The organism is uncultured Dokdonia sp. (genome assembly GCF_947492535.1).
Taxonomy (GTDB): domain Bacteria; phylum Bacteroidota; class Bacteroidia; order Flavobacteriales; family Flavobacteriaceae; genus Dokdonia.
Map to the genome: position 1 here is coordinate 244,193 of NZ_CANLNH010000006.1, position 17,529 is coordinate 261,721.

The following is a 17,529-nucleotide window of genomic DNA, read 5'->3' on the forward strand; positions in this document are numbered from 1 at the left end:
TAACTATTATAAAATAGCAATTTAGAGCAGTTCATTAGGTTATAGAGCAGTTGGCAAGATTTACATTGAATACGTGACAGAAAAATACATCTTTTGTAAGGTACAAAACATCAAAACAGATGCAATGAGTCTGTAAGTAACTTAACATCTAAAAAAGAACTCAATGAAAACTACTCATTTGAAAGAAGTAAATATCGTATTTATTTTAATGTTCCTAATTAGTTTTATCTCTTTTTCTCAAGAAAGAGACACATCCAAAACATCATGTTGTACCATTGCCTATAATTCCAAAAAAACAGGAAATATAGAAATTTATTCCAGTGATAAAACTGGAACGTCAAGTATCAAAAGTACACATGAAAAGGGTGGATATGCGGCTTGGTCACCTGATGGGGAACGCATTGCTTTCTATGCAAAATATGATGATAAAAAAACATGGTCTATTCATACTATGAATAGCGATGGTACGAATAGGAAACGATTAACACATGCAAAAAACAAATGGGACAATGCACCTGATTGGTCTCCTGATGGAAAAAAGATTGTGTTTGCTAGAGAATATAAAGATTCAGAGGGTGTTTGGCATCCAGAAATTTGGATCATGAATGCTGATGGAAGTAATCAGACTCAAATAAAATCTCTAAAAGGAAGTAACCCCTATTTTACTCCTGATGGGAAAAAAATTGTTTTTTCCTGGGAATTTGAAGATAAAAGTAGCGCAATAAGCATTGCAGATCTCGATGGAAGAAACATAGCTCGGTTAACACATAATAATGGTAAAGAATGGCACCCTGAAGTTTCTTCTGATGGAAAGAAAATTGCCTTTATGTCTGATAGAGGTGGGAATTTTGAAATTTATGTGATGGATATTGATGGAACCCATCAAAAACAATTAACCCATAGTGCTATTGATGATTGGTACCCTTCTTGGTCTCCAGATGGTACTCAAATCATTTTTTCGAATGCCACTGGCAAGGATAAAAAAGATAGAACCATTTATGTCATGAATGCTGATGGTACTGGAATACGAAAACTTATAGATCATGGTTCACAAGCAGAATGGTTAAAAACAACAAAATAGTAAAACGATGAAAAATAAAATAGAGGTACTACTCGTAATTCTTCTCTTTCTTGCCTGTGAAAAAGAACAAAAAAAGAGTTCTGATATAATAAACGATACTGGTCCAAAATATGAAACGTATAATTATACTGGATTTACAAAAGAAGAGATGTATGCATACCATAAACACATTTTCGAAGGAGGGAGTTGGGCCGAGTACGGTGATTTAGAACGGTATTTTTATCTAAACTTTTCCCAAATAAAGGAGCATTCGCGTATTAGGAGGTCAGGTACGCCAAAAATTCTTAAGGAAACGCCGAGAAATGATGTGAAAAATTTTATTACGTCAACAGATTTAAAAAAAGGGAGCGGACTGTCATTAAATGACTATGTACAGCAAGTAGAAGTTAATGGTTTGATTATCATTCATAAAGGCAACATCGTTTTTGAAGGGTATCCAAGAATGTATCCAACCGATTTACACGTTAATTTTTTAATAACTCAAGTCTATGTGAGTACTTCAATAGCCATTTTGGAGGATAGAGGTTTGATTGATACGAGCAAACCTATTGATTTCTATTTTGAGGAGCTTAAAGGATCAGGCTGGGAAGGTGTTCCCATAATTGATATTCTTTCCATGAGTTCTGGAATTGCCCATGTTCCATTAGAAACGTATGAAGTAAGTTTTGATCCTATTAAAGACTTAGCAACTGCAAAATCAAACAAGCCATCAGGAACGGAATATCAATTTTCTAATACCGATGCTATGGTATTAACACTACTCGTTGAAAAAATTAGCGGCCTTACTTTTAGCGATTTTGTGGAACAGGAAATATGGGAAAAGATAGGGGCAGAATATAGTGCCCTTATGGGAAGCAATACTAATGGAACATCTCTTTCTTATGTTGATGGTATGTCAACGACACTTCGAGATCTAGCTAGATTTGGTCTTGCATTTACACCTAGTGGCAGAAAAGATCCCAATCCAATAATTTCTGATGCGCACTTATCTAAAATCCGAGATGTCAATAAAAACCTCAAAATTGAATCACGCTCTTTAGAAGAAACATTCTATAGTAATTATCAATGGGGAGCGGTCTTTGAAGATGGCGATTTTTATAAAGGAGCACATGGAGGTCAAGGGCTTTATATTTCTCCTTCTAAAGATTTGGTCATTGCCTATTTCGGAACCTCCAATACTAATCGTGAAAGAAATCAACTTAATCTGATTGCAAGACAGCTTTCTAAATCTGGACTGTTCGATCTTGAGGAATGAGATACATAGAATATGATAAATAAAACATCTAAACCAAAGAATACATTATAAAATTTAAACAATGAATAAAACATATTTCATTATAATACTTACATGGTCGCTGTTTTTAAATGCATGTACTACTAAAAAACAAAACTTAAATGAGAGTAGTTCATCAAGTAAAGAGAATCCTTATGTTGATCAAAATATACCCAATTTAACACCCAAAACTCTTGATCCTAGTTCTTTCTTTAAAAAAGGACAAGCGTTAGAAGGTGCATTCGTTCCTGGGATGAAAGAATTTTACTTTACGACTTCTAATGACTTTCCCTTTAGTCCTGCTGTTGTTGTTTTCCGTGAGGAAAATCGTGTCTGGAAGAAATATGATTTCTATGCTACAGGGAATGATACCATGTACTCAAAGAATACCTATATAGAACGAACTGAAACTGGTTGGTCTGAGATCAAAAGTCTTGGTCCTGCGTTTGATTCTATTCCTATTATGAGACTTACGGCTTCCACTCATGGAACGTTGATTTTTGATGAAGGAAGGAGAGATGGGAATGGAATTCTTCGATATTCACGATTAGTCAATGGTAGGCGTGAAGCACCAAAACCTTTAAGTGAAGAAATAAACAAAGGGACATGGAAAGGGCATCCTTTTATTGCTCCAGATGAATCTTACATTATTTGGGATGGCGAGAGAGAAGGAGGCTATGGTGATAGTGATATGTACATCAGTTTTAAACAGGCAGATGGATCATGGGGTGCTGCTATTAACTTTGGAGATACGATAAACACTGATGGTGAAGACGGTGGAGGATATGTAACGCCAGATGGGAAATATCTTTCTTATTGCCCTCGTTGTAAGCCTCCTTACGATAGAATGTGGGTGGATGCTCAGATTATAGAAGATCTCAGAGCTAAACAATAAACCTTAAGACATGGGTAACGTCTGTATAGCATTACTGAATAATAGACAACTACATATGCTTTATATAATTAATCTACGCATAAAGATGTTTTATACGCTTTCGCGAAAGCGTAATTAGAAACCATTACAACAAGGCATTTTTTATCATAGATAGCAAAAAAAGAAAATATGAAAACAATAAAATTAGTAGTATTAATATGTACGATATCATGTAACACTGTTTTTGCGCAAGAAAACAGTAAAAACAATGATGCTCATACAGTCAAAAAATCTTATTTGAAATTACCTAAAACGGAAGTCATTCCGATAAAGGAAACGAAAACTAATAAACAATATGAACTCTATGTAGAACTCCCTGAAGAATATTCAGAGAATGATAGTATCCAATACCCAGTGATTTATTACACAGATGCCATGTGGCATGTTGAGATATTGTCAGGAGCTGCCGAATACATTATGGAAGAAGCCATTTTGGTAGGGATTTCTTGGCAAAAAGATATTCATGAAGAATTTAAGAAAGCGGGGAGATTTCATGTGAGTAGATTTCGAGATTACTCAATTAGTAAGTCTAGTAATGCTGAGCATCAAGCTAAATATCAATTTGGGCAGGCCAGTAATCATCTAGATTTCATTCGCAACGATGTGATGAAATATGTAGAAGCTAATTATCGAACTGATCCAAGTAATCGTACGTATTTCGGGTATTCACTTGGAGGTGTGTTTGGTGCATACACATTACTAACACAACCAGATACCTTTAAAAATTATATCCTTGGTAGTCCTGCGCTTGATGGTGATATTCCTATCCTCTCAGGACTTACGTCTCATCAAAATATAAACGCTAATGTTTTTATTTCCTATGGTGCATTGGAGAAAGAAGCGAGTACTTATATTGAAGAGTTTATCACTTTACTAAAAAACAAGAACGACAAGAGTTTAGTGTTAGAAACTATAGTGATCGAAGGAAATCATCAAACAGCATTTCCCATGACTGGCGTACGTAGTATGCAGTGGTTGTCACAAGTGAGCAATTCTTATTTTGGACAAAAACCACCGGGAATTATTGCTGAAATTTTTGCGCCAGGTATCGTAAATACAGTAGAAAATCGCGAAGTTGAAGGTATGTTTTCTCCAGATATGAAAGCTTTTTATTTCGTTAAGAGACCACTAGGTACTGAATCTACATTTAATGTATTAACTGCTGTTGAATATAAAAATAATACATGGGAAGAATCTATTATAAAAAAGGGAGTGAGTGAACCATCTATCGCTCCTGATGGGAAAACCATCTATTTTGCTAATGAATACATAGAACGTACTGATTCGGGTTGGTCAGAAGTAAAAAGTCTTGGCGCTCCTTTTAAAGATCTTGAGATTATGCGACTTTCTGCCGCATCCAATGGTACGTATTACTTTGATACCTTCACTCCAAAATTAGACACTCCACTGCGCTATTCACGTCTGATAGATGGTACTTATGAAAAGCCAAAGATATTAGGTCCACAGTTTGCTGTTGGGACGTATAATGCACACCCTTTTATTGCCCCTGATGAATCCTATATTATTTGGGATAGTAGGAGAGAAGGTGGGTATGGATCTTCTGACCTGTATATTAGTTTCCGAGAAAATGATGGTTCTTGGGGATCTGCTATCAATATGGGAGATACAATAAACACAAGTGATGCTGAGAATTACCCAAGTGTATCACCCGATGGAAAATACCTCTTCTTTGATAGACGTCAAAAATCTGGAAACAATAATCCTCCCGTAGACATCTACTGGGTATCTATGGACGTTATTAAGACGCTTAAATCTGAGTAATGGACAAATAATTAATCACTAAGATAAAAGTTGTTTTATACGCTTTCGCGAAAGCGTACTTGTGAGATTCACTACCATAAGAAGAGCGAAGTGATAAAGAAGTATTATATACACTTTAAGAATTATTAAAATTATCTACAAAGTACCAAATTCATGAAAATTGATATTCTTTCAGTAAGTACTTATCGGTAATTACGCTATTACCTAAATGCACATGCTACTTTTAGTACTTATTAATCGTATTAAATATAATATTATGAAATCAAATCTTTTAAAATTGAAGAAGTACCAAATCAACAATGCAAGTTTATTAAAAAGTGTAGGAGGAGCACGTACTGAATATCAAAATTGCATTATTAGAGCTATCATGGCTGATCCAGATTATGATGAAAATCAAAATGAATGGCAAGACATTTGTTCTGATATGTATGGAAGTCCAACACTTGGTGGAGAATAATTAAGTCACACAATCATGGGTTTTTATGTAAAGCCCATGATTTTTTCTTTTAACAAAAAAATAGACCTAAGTATTTGTTTTTAGATAACTTTAAGTAAACTACCTCGGGGCAAGCCTCGGAGTATTAAACCCTTCGGCGGTACCAATAAATTATACCTCTAAAAAATCTTCCTCAAAACTTGAGATAAAATCGTGTATGTACTTTTTATTTCGATGCTCCTTTTTTACAATTAAGTAATGAGTTCTCTTTATTCCATTCTTACTTACACGTTTAAACATCAACTCATTTGATAATTTAAAAGGAGTTAACTGCCATTTTGGAGCACACATAACGCCCATATTTGCTTCAACCATCGATAAGGTAATTTCGGTAAACGGAATAGCAGAAATCTTTTTAGGATTGATTTTATGTGCTTTTAAGAAATGTTCATATATAAACACCCCATCTAAAGGAAAAGAGTTTATCAACACATGCAAATCTGAGAAATGGCTTGCTTCTAAATAGTCGAAATGACTGAATTGATTTTCTTTATGGATTACGGCAAAAATCTCATCTTCAAATACTTTGATACTTTCCAATTCTTCAGAAGCTGGTTTAGTTGTCACGATAGCAATATCAATGTCATTTGACAATACTTGTGATATTGTTTGATGTGTTGCTCCAAGCGTAACATCTATCTCAATTTCTGGATATAGTATTCCCATTTTTTGAATAAAAGATGGAATGGAATGAAAAAACGATTGACATTCGGCACTCAATTTGATCGTCCCTTTTGAGCCTTCTTTTATATGGTTTATGGTATTAAAACTTTCATCGATAGAACTAAATAGTTTATTGGCCAATGTATATAGCTCTGTTCCCTCTTCTGTGAGTTCCCATTTATTTCTACTTCTATGGAAGACTTTAAAGCCTAATCGCTCTTCTAGATCTCTCAATTGATGACTTAAAGCAGACTGAGTTAAGAACAAGCGCTCAGTAGCATTTGCAAGGCTACCTTCTTCTGCTATCGTTTTTATTAATCTAAAGTACTTCAGTTCCATAGCTACAAAGATATAGTAGTTATCTATACCTTGTCGTTGAAATTATTTCAGTGATCATTTTATTTATCTCAATTTCAAAACTATGCAGGATTTATTATTCATGATAGTTTTGTAAAAACAAAAAATGAACACCAATAAAATGGTATTGAATCTATATCTGAAAATAATAACAGTATGAAAACAATTGGGTTAATAGGAGGGATGAGTTGGGAATCATCAAAACTGTATTACGAGTTTTTAAATACCAAAGCAAAAGACATCTTAGGAGGTTCACATTCTGCAAAATGTATTATGGTTTCAGTCGATTTTGCAGATATAGAATGATTGACTTTTAAAGGAGATTGGGAGGCAATAGGAGCACTTATGAAACAAGCAGCTCAACAGTTAGAAAAGGCGGGAGCAGATATAATTTTACTATGTACAAACACTATACACTTGGTAAGCCATTATATCTCTGAGAGTGTAAGCATACCTTTTCTGCATATTGCAACAACCACGGGAGAATCTATCAAAAAAGCAGGTTTAAAAAAAATAGCCTTGTTAGGTACAAAATTTACCATGGAAAAAGATTTTTACAGTAACACATTGATAAATGATTTTGGTCTCGACATTTTGATTCCTGAAACAAATGCTAGGCAAGTTGTTCATGACATTATATATAACGAATTGGTTAAAGGGCAATTTACAACTACTTCAAAACAGAAAATTATTGAGGTTATTGAGCAACTACAAAATCAAGGAGCAGAGGGCGTTATTCTTGGTTGTACAGAATTACCTATCCTAATCTCAGAATCAGATATAACTATTCCAATATTTGATACAGGTAAAATCCATGCCTATAAAGCGATAGCGTGGAGTATTACAGCGTCCAACTGAAAACATGGCAGAGAATGCTATCAATATGAATCTTTAATTAAAAAATTATGAAAACAAATAAGCGTTTATTTACAGTTAGCGTATTCTTTTTACTCGTTACATCTATTACTTTTTCGCAAAACAAAACATTAAATGATCATGTGCTTTTTTACAGTTCTTTTGACGGAAAACTAATTGCAGATGTATCGGTTGGGGATGCAAAACTGTATACGGCAGAAAACTATAAAAAATTAACTACGGAAAAACCTGGCTTGCACAATCCAGATGTCGTTTTAGCAAAAGGAAAAGGTCTTAGTGGAGATGCACTACACTTTAAAAAGGCAAATACCGCTGCTATTTATTATAAAGCTTATAAAAATGTAGGGTATAGTCCTACATCATGGAGTGGTACCATTTCTTTTTGGCTCCAATTAGACCCTAATAAAGACCTAGCTCCAGGCTATTGTGATCCCATATGTATTACAGATGTTAGATACAATGATGCAGCACTATGGGTAGATTTTACAGATCATGATCCAAGAAAATTTAGACTAGGGGCTATGGGAGATCTAAACATTTGGAATCCTGAAAATAAAAATGATGAAAACTTATGGATAAAGCGAACCGTTACGGTAAATAAACCACCATTTCAACAAGGACAATGGACACATGTTGCCATTACTTTTTCTAACGTAAATTCATCACAACCGATATTCAAGTTATACTTAAATGGCACATTTCAAGGTATCATAAAAGATATAAATGATCCTTTCACATGGGAAGAAGAAAATGGAAAAATCATGCTAGGACTAGGCTATATTGGCCTAATGGATGAGCTTACTGTTTTTGATAAATCGCTAGATGTTAAAGAAGTGAAAACTATTTTCGAACTAAAAAACGGTATCAAAACCTTACTTAATTGATCATCACGTAAAAAGAAAACCTAATAACGTATAAGATCTTATTTGTATATAAACATAGCCAACCTATTATTAAAAGTGTATTGTATACGCTTTCGCGAAAGCGTACTAAGATATAAACCCTTTATACATATGAGTTCAATATCAAAAACACTCTTTAAAATTTAAAATATTGAAATAGTATCGAGTAGATATTATCTAGTAATAAAATTCAATACTTTAATGAGGTCATCTTCCTTCTTTAAAGAGAGTTTACTTTTTTCAATATATTCAGTAATAGAATTTTGACTCATCTTATCTGATTGAAAAGATTTAGAAAATGCTTTTTTTGATAGTTTAATATTCGTTAATTCACCATCGTTATAGACAAAGTATTTTGCTTTTTTAATGTATTTATTGGAGCTTCTAGCATGCATAGGGTTTACGGACGCTTCTGAATAGAGTACATTGTAATGTTTATATACTGAAAACCCTTTTCTGAAAATTTGTTCGAAAATCTTTAACTCCCCATCTATTTCCATGATTCGAAAAGATTTTTTATTAACGACTATTTTCATCAAGTTTTTACTATCGAAAGTATACACAGAGTTTTCGTCATAAAGCGCATCAAGTGTATTGTTATAAAGATTTATATTGATGTTTTTTATTTTAAAACTCCCATTCTCTTTAGTATAAATGACTCCTTCGGTATCCCAATTTTCAAAGTAGTATGCAGAACCGTCTGTCCTAAAATTAGGATTCACAAAACCTAGCCCTAAATCAAAAGAATTATGGGTTCCAAATCCTTGGCGTATATTATTTCTTGGGTTTTTATCGGTAGTGGTTTCCTGTGCAAAAGATGGTAAAATGCACAGTAGGCAAAGAACTAAAGTAACGGCTTTTTTCATACTATTATTTTTTAATAAATTATATAAAGATGTATTTCTATATGTAAAAAATAAACAACCACAATATTCTTGCCATGGTTGAATTATTCTTCTTCTATTTTCAAATATATCTCAATACCTATACACTAAAAAGCTAATTATGTACATCTTATATAATTAATTTGCTTTTTTATGAAGAAAAATAATAGGGAGAAATAAGTAAAAGTAAACGCTTATGTAGTATAAAGAATATTATTTCTAGAACTATATTAGCAAACTATTTACGATACATATGACTTTAGAACTAAAAATGCCATTATCTCAAAAATACCTTTGGCGATTTGTACTACTCTTTTTGCTGTTTTTTTGCTTCCCTTATGATATGACTTACGGGATGACATATGCTTTAGAAGATTGGCATCTATGGGATACTCCCATTTTTTGGTTAGCTGATGTATTATTTAATTGGGAATTAAGCATAGATACACGTTACATAGGTTTTGATTCAAGATATGAAGTGGTACGTTATACTCTTTGTTTCCTTTTGGCAAATCTTGGCACTCTTATCTGGTTATTGATAGATTATAAGTATAAAACTTCATACAATCAAAAACTCAAAAATTTGGTGCAAACCATTTTACGATATCATATTGCTTTTATTATTCTTACGTATGGGCTATCAAAAGTAGTTGATATTCAGTTTGGAGTGATGAGTATGGATACCTTAGATAAAAACATAGGAAATTCGTCAGCCATGGGGTTTATGTGGGACTTTTTTAGTTACTCACAAACTGTGACACGTTTTTCGGGATGGCTTGAAGTGATAGGAGGGGTGCTTTTGTTTTTTAGAAGAACTACATTTTTAGGATTGACCCTGTTAGTTATAGTCATGGCAAATGTTGTCATTTTTGACATAGGGTATAATGTTTCAGTTACGATTTATGCTATATATATATTAGTACTTATATTGATACTCTTAAGTGATCAATTTGTTAGTATATACAACTATTTGATATTGAATAAAACGACAACTCCTGTTCGTTATAAACGCTTATTTGTAAACGATAAAACGTATGCAAGAGCCAAAATTTTCAAAATAGCACTTTTACTTGTTATGTCATCTTTATTCTTTTATCAGTTTAGTACCTATGCTAATCTTATGAAAAAAGACCAATCTTGGTTTACAAACAAACAAACAGTGGAAACTTTTATTCGAAATGGGGATACTATCTCAAATGATACGGACGAAAAGCGATGGAAAGAAATTAATTTTAATACAACTAATGTATATCCAAATAGTTTTGAAATCATATATCATACTAAAAAAACAGAACGATTAGCTTTTACAATAGATACACTTACGAAAACACTTAATTATAGTGATTTTATAGATCCAACACCTCAATATGAACTTTTCTCAAAAATAGATGACAGTATAGAAAAGAATAGAACTTGGAAATCATTGAAATATTCTAAACGAGGCGATACAGCTACTGTCTGGACTGGTATTTTTAAAAAAGATACACTTCATATAGAAACATCTGTGAAGCGTCTAGAAGATTATCCGCTCATGAAACGCCGTGGTCGTTGGTTATTTGATTTATAATTATTTTTAAAACACTCTTTTATATGCGCTATTATACCTGACCTGCGTTTTTTCAGGAGAGGTTATGTTGTTTTGGTATGATTAGGTAAATGATTAAAAGAGTTTAAAATCTTTTTACGCTTTCGCGAAAGCGTATTTAAAAGTATACCCGTCTTTTATAGATTACGATCTTTTATTTCTTAAGTATAGGGAAGCAAATACAGACACATAACGAAGGGATTTCCTGTATAATAACAGTTGTTATTGCAAAAGGAACAAGCTTATTTATTTCTAGTAGAAACTTCTTTATGAGTCCACTTGATAGCATCATCTAGATTGCTAAAATCCTTAAGTGGTTTTGTCGAAAAATGTTTTTCAATTTCAACAGATTTCTTTGTGATATCATTGTAACAAACAGCGCCGTAATCAATAAAATTTTCAAAGTTATTGAAGGGACATTCTTTATAATCCATTGGAACGATACTATGAGAATAGATTCTATTTGATATGTAAGAGAATAATTCTTTTTCTTTATAATATTTAGATACAACCGGGATTACATCATTAAGTTTGTCTATGGTCAAAACGGTTCCTTCTTTTATTTCTGAAACAATATAATTTTTATAGAAATAAAATGTTCCTAAGTCCACTTCGAACTTATCTAGGAATGCTTCTTTATCTATTGTTGTCATTACTAATAATTTTGGTAGTAGTCGAAATATTTTAATTTCATTACTCCGTATGTACTTAGTTATAAAATGTTTAACAAACATACATTCATTTTAAAAAGCAATTGGGCACACAATTATAATGAAGTTCTACAGCGTTCATGAGTACCTATTTGTCAAGTAGGAGAGGAGTGATACATACGCTTTTTAGGATGCTATTCTGTCCAAAACGCAGTCGATAGAATAGGAACGAAGTAGAAATGTGTATGGAATGATTCGTACTAAATTTAACCTGATTTAATTCCTTTTTAGCCTGTTTTGTATTAATAACATATACATGTTATTTTATTTTATCATCTTTATAAACGGTGTGCTAACTATTAAACTAAATAAAACCGACTATCTTTTCATAGGTATATATGCAGTCATTTTTTGTTTGCTCAATATCTATGATTACGTAGTTAATTATGACATTACGAAATATATTTTCTCAGACGGTCGTACGATACAAAATATATCACCGCCACTAAAAGGATATATAATAGCCATACCCGTAGAATTAGCAGCTACTTTTATAGTTGTTTTTCTCTTCTTTTTATGGATTATTCCCAAATTTTTAATTAAAAAGAAAAACTATTTTCTATTTTTCACATTAGCTATCTTTATCGCTACAACGTTTGGAGTCATTGTATTTACAACTTGGCATTGGTCAGAAAATAAACCATGGGAAACGTATCCAAAATTATTTACTGTATTATTAAATGGACTAGGATTAAGTGCTGAAAATGCAGGCTTACCCTTAGGAATATTATTGGCCAAAAAGTATTATGAAAGTCAATTGCATATTGTTCAGATTCAAAAACAACAACAAGAAAGCGAATTAAAATTATTACAGGCGCAGTTAAATCCTCATTTTTTATTTAATAACCTAAATACCCTAGATGCATTAATAGAAGATAGATCAAAAAAAGCAAAACAATACATTCAGAACTTATCCTCTCTGTATAGGTATTTAATTGAATCTAAAGATGAAGAAATTGTAAGCTTAGAAAAAGAGATAGAAATGATTCGGCATTATTTCTATCTTATTGAAACTCGTTTTGGAAATACGTATAGGTTTAACATTTCAGAATATATAGACACAAGTAATAATAAATATCTCCCCACAGGAGCGTTACAAATACTTGTAGAAAATGTTGTAAAACATAATAAAACGACAAATGAAAATCCTATTGTTACAAGTATTGATGTCAAAAAGGAAGAAATAACAATAATAAATACAAAGACAAACACCATAAATAATGAAGTATCCTTTGGAACAGGGCTTCAAAATTTGAAAGAACGTTACCTCTTAATTTTTGATAAAACAATAGACATCAAAGAAAGTGAAGAAGAATTCAAAGTGACCATTCCGATTATTACACTTACGAAATATGACAGATAGCATATGAATATATTAATTCTAGAAGATGAAATACCAGCTTATGAAAAACTCTCTGAGCATTTAGAAGCCTATTTTAGTGAATCTTATACGTTTGATTGGTGTCGTACTATCGTTGAAGCAAAAGAACGATTAACCAATCAAAATAAGTACGATATTATATTTTCTGACATTGAATTATTAGATGGAATAGCTATAGAATTGTTTAAGGAACTAAAAATAGAGTGTCCTATCATCTTTTGTACTGCGTATCATAAATATTTGTTAGATGCATTTAAAAGTAATGGGATTGCCTATATTTTAAAACCATATGCTCAAGAAGATATCACCAAGGCCTTACAGAAATATAATACTCTTTTTAATAGCGCATCAGACTATCAAATAAATGATACCGTTTTAAAATATATAACTTCTGCATTATCTCAGGATACCCATTATAAATCACGTTTCATTATTAAAACTCCAAAAGGAATACACCTATTGTCTACACAGGATATTAGTTATATAGAAGCTTCAGGGACATTCTGTAAATTGGTAGACGATAAGGGAGGATCACATTTGCTTTCTCAGAGCATTACATCACTTAATGAAACGCTTGATCCAAAAAAATTTTTCAGGATTAACCGGAGTCGGATTATTAACATTAGTCATATCGTACGTATGGATACTTACTTTAAAAATAGACTTTTGCTTCAAATGCGAGGGAGTAAAGAAAAAATGATGACAAGTTCTAGTGTTACAGCAAAATTTAGGATTTGGCTAGATTCATAACCTTCTAAAATTCTCTCTGATATTTTAACCCATTTCATTGTATTTATGCCTTAACTCATTCAAATCAGCTTTTTTCAGTTGGTTTTTGCATTCATATTTGTAGCGTATAACAATACCTACATTAAAGTACGGTGTAAAATAAGAACCAAATGAAAAAAATAATTCTACTCGCAATCATAGCAATGGGTTTTCAATTAAAAGCACAAAGAGCTATTGAAAAGAAAATCCCAATAGACAACGCAACAAACATATCTATTGATTTTCCATATGCAAGTTCTATTGATATCAACACCTGGGAAAAAAATGAGGTATATATAAAAGCAACTGTTACGATTGATGATGGTAAACGTAATGATCATTTTGAATTTGAAATCAAAAAACGACTAAATACGGTATATATAGAGGCCTCTTATGGCAAATTATTAAAAAAGGAAAAAGGGTTCTTTCGTTTTTTATCAAATAAAGATGCGAGTACTATTATTAAAATAGGTAATGAAGAAAATGGCAATCAAAACAGTGTGAATGGTATTTCTATAAAGACTGTGTATACAATGTATGTCCCACAAAATTTGAATGTAGAATTAAATAGCAAATCAGCTAATGTCACTATACCTATATTTTATGGAAATTTAGTTACGGATATTATTAGTGGAAATATTCAGGTAGGAACTCACCAGGGAGATATGACATTAAAAACAGTGAGTGGAAGTATTACTATAAAAATTGATGATACAGACAGTATAGATGCAAAAACTACATTGGGTAACATTTTTAAAAAAGGTAAAATTCCTGAACTCATTATTGGTGAAAAAATAGTAGGAAGTTTTGCTACGAGGAATTTAAATACTGGAAATCATTCTATCATTCTTACAACCATTAGTGGAGATATTCATTTAAGTGATGAATGATTATAAAAAGGATTAAGTGCTAGATAGTGGCTATTTTATGCATTATCAAGCTCAGTTAACATGTCACTTTATATATGTAAGGTTATTCATATGTAAAATTGCTTGGGTAAAAAGCTATTACAAGCAATATCTTTTTTTGTTTTTTTTTCTTCTCAAAAGTTTCTTCTACAACTGTAATAGAATACACTTTGCTCGAAGCGACGATTTGCGTTGGTTTTAGGAAAGGGGGAGGAGATATGGTAATGTGTATACAATGAGTTATAATTATTTACCACTTGAAGCATTGACTTTTTACAAATAACTAAAAAAATTAATCCTATCCTTTTTAATCTGAACAGTACAATAAAAAACTCAGGGAAAACCCTGAGTTTTTTATTTCAGGGAATCCCCTGAGAAATTCACCATGACTTCTTTAGACCTTGCGAAGGTGAATGCAATCAAAGGAAAATCATGAAAAATCACATATTTAAATTAGTTATAGGAGCACTACTTGGTTTGACCTTTCAAACCTGTGCGCAACAGCCTGAAGAATCAACAAATGGAATCATAGCCTCCAAAGACGGTTACGAACTGACCGAAAAGCACTTTGCGGACTATTTGACAGCGCTGCATGACTATGAGGTGGAAACGGGTGACCGACATCAAGCCGAAACGATCATCAAAGCAGAACTGAAGACGGCCTTTTTAGAAGACCCCAAAAACATTCTAAAAGAGCTAAATACTCTTTCAACTACGGATGTACCCGTGCCGGAACTACCAATACCTAGTTCAAATAGAACCTTATCGTTTTTGGCACAAGGTCATAAAGTGGTACGTCAAAAACTGAACGGCGATATTGGACAAATGCAGTTCAATAACCAAGCGGTCAACGACTTTAGAACCTTTATGGCCAACTCAAGAATGATTGCTACGAGTTCTCGTGGTGGTGGAGGCGGAGGTGTAAGTACAAATAACCAAATACAATTTTGTGCAGATGGCAGCTATGTCGAATACCGGTCTGCACATTTGGGAGTAACCGCACCCGGTATTGAGGCGAGTGGGTATGACGAGGACACCATTCCTGGATATTGGGAAGTAGCCTCCCTTCCCAATGGTATGCTTATCATCCTATTTTACAGCACTCATCCTTTAATGTTAGAAGACTCCCTAAACGGCTTACTACCCTTACCCGTAGCGCAATATGCAACTGATTTTGTGACCCTGCCCAATGGCGATGGGTATCGCAGAAATATAAACTATTGTAACTAACCACAACCTTTAAAAAACAGTATTATGAAAACCGTAGTAAAATTAACTCTTGTCTTTTTATGCATGTTTGCTTTTCAATCATGTAGTGAAGATGAAGAACTAGTGGGGGAAGAACAAAACACTGCACCTGAAATTAATGATCAAAGTTTTACTGTAGCAGAAAATATAGCCGATAATGAAGCTATAGGTATCATTGAAGCTACAGATGTAGATGGTGACAACTTAAACTTTACTATAGGCGGCCCAGATGCTACACTTTTTGAGATTAATAATGATGGAGTATTGAGTTTAGAAGACAACCAGCAATTAGATTTTGAAACTGCTACAAATCATACCCTTACGATTACTGTAAGTGATGGAATGACAAGCGCTCAAGCCACACTTTCACTTACCGTAATAGATGTTGACGACACTTCTTTTATAACGAAATGGGTTACAGAGTTTAGTAACGAAACAATAACCATAATTACCAGAGCAAATGAGTATACATACAATTATACCATAGATTGGGGTGATGGCACCATACAATCTGGAAGAACAGGAGATGTGGCTCACGTCTATGAAACAGCAGGTAGTCATATGATAAGTATACGTGGAGATTTTCCAGCTATTCATATGTTTCCAAATGATGATGGAAGAGAACAAATACGTAGTGTGGAACAGTGGGGAACTATTGAGTGGCAAACGATGGAAGAAGCTTTCATTGCTGCAGAAAGATTAGATATAAATGCTACAGATATACCTAATCTAAGTCAAGCAGAAAGTTTGAGGGCTATGTTTGCCTTTGTTGGAGAACTTACTGTGAATAGTAGTATAAATAATTGGGATGTAAGTACTATTACAGATATGGGTGCTCTTTTCTCAATTTCTTCATTTAATGGCGATATCAGTAATTGGGATGTGAGTAGTGTTACAAATATGGGTAATATGTTCAATGCTTCTTCATTTAACCAAAACATTAGTAACTGGGATGTAAGCAACGTAATTAATATGAGTAATATGTTCAATGAATCTGATTTCAATCAAGATATTAGTGGTTGGAATGTAAACAATGTTGGCAATATGACCTCGATGTTTAGGAATTCCTCTTTCAACCAAGATATAAGCGACTGGGATGTGGTTAATGTCACTGATATGTCTGGTATGTTTAATAACTCAATATTTAACAAAGATATCAGTGGATGGAATGTTAGTAATGTAACTACTATGTTGAGTATGTTCAGAAATTCGGTCTTCAATCAGGATATTAGCGGTTGGAATGTGAGTAACGTAACTATTATGCTTTCAATGTTCGAAGATTCTTCATTTGACCAAGACATTAGTGATTGGAATGTTAGTAATGTTACTGATATGGTAGATATGTTTGAAGACTCTCTATTCAATCAAAACATAAGCGAATGGAATGTGAATAATGTAACACGTATGTTAAATATGTTTGCTAACTCTCAATTCAACCAAGATATCAGTAATTGGAATGTAAGTGAGGTAGTAACTATGGAGAGTATGTTCGAGAATTCTCCATTTAACCAAGATATCAGCAGTTGGAATGTAGTTAATGTAACAGAATGTTCTAATTTTTCACTTGACGCACCACTAGCAGCAGACAACACCCCAAATTTCACCAATTGTGACCCTAATTAAGTAGATCAACCTGACAATTGACATGGGTGATATATCCATAAATAAAATAAGTTTAATC

At 32.9% G+C, this 17,529-nt stretch carries 17 protein-coding genes; 14 read left to right on the forward strand and 3 right to left on the reverse strand.

The features are described from left to right. Positions 1-163 precede the first annotated feature (163 nt). The 5 genes from Q1A60_RS10610 (at position 164) to Q1A60_RS10630 (ending at position 5,527) form a co-directional block, all read left to right on the forward strand. The gene (locus Q1A60_RS10610; protein WP_299764498.1) at positions 164-1,081 is read left to right on the forward strand and encodes a DUF5050 domain-containing protein; all 918 of its coding nucleotides are present in this window, start codon (positions 164-166) and stop codon (positions 1,079-1,081) included. 7 nt (positions 1,082-1,088) lie between these two features. Next, a complete protein-coding gene (locus Q1A60_RS10615) occupies positions 1,089-2,336 on the forward strand; it encodes a serine hydrolase (RefSeq protein ID WP_299764495.1) in 1,248 nt (415 codons plus the stop codon). 61 nt (positions 2,337-2,397) lie between these two features. Beyond that, positions 2,398-3,249: a hypothetical protein gene (locus Q1A60_RS10620; RefSeq protein ID WP_299764493.1), complete on the forward strand. Its 852-nt coding sequence runs from the start codon at positions 2,398-2,400 to the stop codon at positions 3,247-3,249. Positions 3,250-3,417: 168 nt separating this feature from the next. Continuing rightward, on the forward strand, positions 3,418-5,070 hold the full coding sequence (locus tag Q1A60_RS10625) for an alpha/beta hydrolase-fold protein (protein ID WP_299764491.1): 1,653 nt from the start codon (positions 3,418-3,420) through the stop codon (positions 5,068-5,070). 256 nt (positions 5,071-5,326) lie between these two features. After that, positions 5,327-5,527, forward strand: a complete 201-nt coding sequence (locus tag Q1A60_RS10630) for a hypothetical protein (protein ID WP_300007679.1) — start codon at positions 5,327-5,329, stop codon at positions 5,525-5,527. A 150-nt stretch (positions 5,528-5,677) separates the two neighbouring features. Here the strand turns inward: Q1A60_RS10630 and Q1A60_RS10635 are convergent, their stop codons facing one another. Continuing rightward, a complete protein-coding gene (locus tag Q1A60_RS10635; protein WP_299764487.1) occupies positions 5,678-6,568 on the reverse strand; it encodes a LysR family transcriptional regulator in 891 nt (296 codons plus the stop codon). A 174-nt stretch (positions 6,569-6,742) separates the two neighbouring features. Between Q1A60_RS10635 and Q1A60_RS10640 the strand changes: the two genes are divergently transcribed. The 3 genes from Q1A60_RS10640 to Q1A60_RS10650 are packed head-to-tail and all read left to right on the forward strand — an operon-like array spanning position 6,743 to position 8,346. After that, the gene (locus Q1A60_RS10640) at positions 6,743-6,892 is read left to right on the forward strand and encodes a hypothetical protein (RefSeq protein WP_299764485.1); all 150 of its coding nucleotides are present in this window, start codon (positions 6,743-6,745) and stop codon (positions 6,890-6,892) included. Next, positions 6,893-7,444, forward strand: a complete 552-nt coding sequence (locus tag Q1A60_RS10645) for an amino acid racemase (RefSeq protein ID WP_299764483.1) — start codon at positions 6,893-6,895, stop codon at positions 7,442-7,444. 47 nt (positions 7,445-7,491) lie between these two features. Further along, positions 7,492-8,346 carry a LamG-like jellyroll fold domain-containing protein gene (locus Q1A60_RS10650; RefSeq protein WP_299764481.1) on the forward strand — a complete coding sequence of 285 codons (855 nt, stop codon included), beginning with the start codon at positions 7,492-7,494 and terminating at the stop codon, positions 8,344-8,346. A gap of 191 nt (positions 8,347-8,537) precedes the next feature. Here the strand turns inward: Q1A60_RS10650 and Q1A60_RS10655 are convergent, their stop codons facing one another. After that, positions 8,538-9,230, reverse strand: coding sequence for a hypothetical protein (locus Q1A60_RS10655; RefSeq protein WP_299764479.1), 693 nt, complete (start codon positions 9,228-9,230; stop codon positions 8,538-8,540). A 271-nt stretch (positions 9,231-9,501) separates the two neighbouring features. On the opposite strand from Q1A60_RS10655, the gene Q1A60_RS10660 reads away from it, so the two are divergent. Beyond that, complete coding sequence (locus Q1A60_RS10660; protein WP_299764477.1) at positions 9,502-10,815, forward strand: hypothetical protein; 1,314 nt, start codon at positions 9,502-9,504, stop codon at positions 10,813-10,815. A gap of 260 nt (positions 10,816-11,075) precedes the next feature. Here Q1A60_RS10660 and Q1A60_RS10665 read toward each other — a convergent pair whose 3' ends face one another. Further along, positions 11,076-11,486, reverse strand: coding sequence for a hypothetical protein (locus Q1A60_RS10665; protein WP_299764475.1), 411 nt, complete (start codon positions 11,484-11,486; stop codon positions 11,076-11,078). A 313-nt stretch (positions 11,487-11,799) separates the two neighbouring features. On the opposite strand from Q1A60_RS10665, the gene Q1A60_RS10670 reads away from it, so the two are divergent. The 5 genes from Q1A60_RS10670 (at position 11,800) to Q1A60_RS10690 (ending at position 17,471) form a co-directional block, all read left to right on the forward strand. After that, a complete protein-coding gene (locus Q1A60_RS10670; RefSeq protein ID WP_299764473.1) occupies positions 11,800-12,906 on the forward strand; it encodes a histidine kinase in 1,107 nt (368 codons plus the stop codon). Positions 12,907-12,909: 3 nt separating this feature from the next. Next, on the forward strand, positions 12,910-13,674 hold the full coding sequence (locus Q1A60_RS10675) for a LytTR family DNA-binding domain-containing protein (RefSeq protein WP_299764471.1): 765 nt from the start codon (positions 12,910-12,912) through the stop codon (positions 13,672-13,674). Positions 13,675-13,823: 149 nt separating this feature from the next. Beyond that, complete coding sequence (locus tag Q1A60_RS10680) at positions 13,824-14,582, forward strand: hypothetical protein (protein ID WP_299764469.1); 759 nt, start codon at positions 13,824-13,826, stop codon at positions 14,580-14,582. 450 nt (positions 14,583-15,032) lie between these two features. Then, the gene (locus Q1A60_RS10685; protein WP_299764467.1) at positions 15,033-15,830 is read left to right on the forward strand and encodes a hypothetical protein; all 798 of its coding nucleotides are present in this window, start codon (positions 15,033-15,035) and stop codon (positions 15,828-15,830) included. A gap of 24 nt (positions 15,831-15,854) precedes the next feature. Next, positions 15,855-17,471 carry a BspA family leucine-rich repeat surface protein gene (locus Q1A60_RS10690; RefSeq protein WP_299764465.1) on the forward strand — a complete coding sequence of 539 codons (1,617 nt, stop codon included), beginning with the start codon at positions 15,855-15,857 and terminating at the stop codon, positions 17,469-17,471. Positions 17,472-17,529: the final 58 nt, after the last annotated feature.

Excerpts from the sequence above, each read along its gene's own strand:
- Q1A60_RS10610 (WP_299764498.1), top strand. The coding sequence starts at position 164 with ATGAAAACTACTCATTTGAAAGAAGTAAATATCGTATTTATTTTAATG.
- Q1A60_RS10630 (WP_300007679.1), top strand. The coding sequence starts at position 5,327 with ATGAAATCAAATCTTTTAAAATTGAAGAAGTACCAAATCAACAATGCA.
- Q1A60_RS10685 (WP_299764467.1), top strand. The coding sequence starts at position 15,033 with ATGAAAAATCACATATTTAAATTAGTTATAGGAGCACTACTTGGTTTG.
- Q1A60_RS10650 (WP_299764481.1), top strand. The coding sequence starts at position 7,492 with ATGAAAACAAATAAGCGTTTATTTACAGTTAGCGTATTCTTTTTACTC.
- Q1A60_RS10670 (WP_299764473.1), top strand. The coding sequence starts at position 11,800 with ATGTTATTTTATTTTATCATCTTTATAAACGGTGTGCTAACTATTAAA.
- Q1A60_RS10665 (WP_299764475.1), bottom strand. The coding sequence starts at position 11,486 with ATGACAACAATAGATAAAGAAGCATTCCTAGATAAGTTCGAAGTGGAC.
- Q1A60_RS10625 (WP_299764491.1), top strand. The coding sequence starts at position 3,418 with ATGAAAACAATAAAATTAGTAGTATTAATATGTACGATATCATGTAAC.
- Q1A60_RS10675 (WP_299764471.1), top strand. The coding sequence starts at position 12,910 with ATGAATATATTAATTCTAGAAGATGAAATACCAGCTTATGAAAAACTC.
- Q1A60_RS10690 (WP_299764465.1), top strand. The coding sequence starts at position 15,855 with ATGAAAACCGTAGTAAAATTAACTCTTGTCTTTTTATGCATGTTTGCT.
- Q1A60_RS10660 (WP_299764477.1), top strand. The coding sequence starts at position 9,502 with ATGACTTTAGAACTAAAAATGCCATTATCTCAAAAATACCTTTGGCGA.
- Q1A60_RS10620 (WP_299764493.1), top strand. The coding sequence starts at position 2,398 with ATGAATAAAACATATTTCATTATAATACTTACATGGTCGCTGTTTTTA.
- Q1A60_RS10640 (WP_299764485.1), top strand. The coding sequence starts at position 6,743 with ATGAAAACAATTGGGTTAATAGGAGGGATGAGTTGGGAATCATCAAAA.
- Q1A60_RS10615 (WP_299764495.1), top strand. The coding sequence starts at position 1,089 with ATGAAAAATAAAATAGAGGTACTACTCGTAATTCTTCTCTTTCTTGCC.
- Q1A60_RS10680 (WP_299764469.1), top strand. The coding sequence starts at position 13,824 with ATGAAAAAAATAATTCTACTCGCAATCATAGCAATGGGTTTTCAATTA.
- Q1A60_RS10635 (WP_299764487.1), bottom strand. The coding sequence starts at position 6,568 with ATGGAACTGAAGTACTTTAGATTAATAAAAACGATAGCAGAAGAAGGT.
- Q1A60_RS10655 (WP_299764479.1), bottom strand. The coding sequence starts at position 9,230 with ATGAAAAAAGCCGTTACTTTAGTTCTTTGCCTACTGTGCATTTTACCA.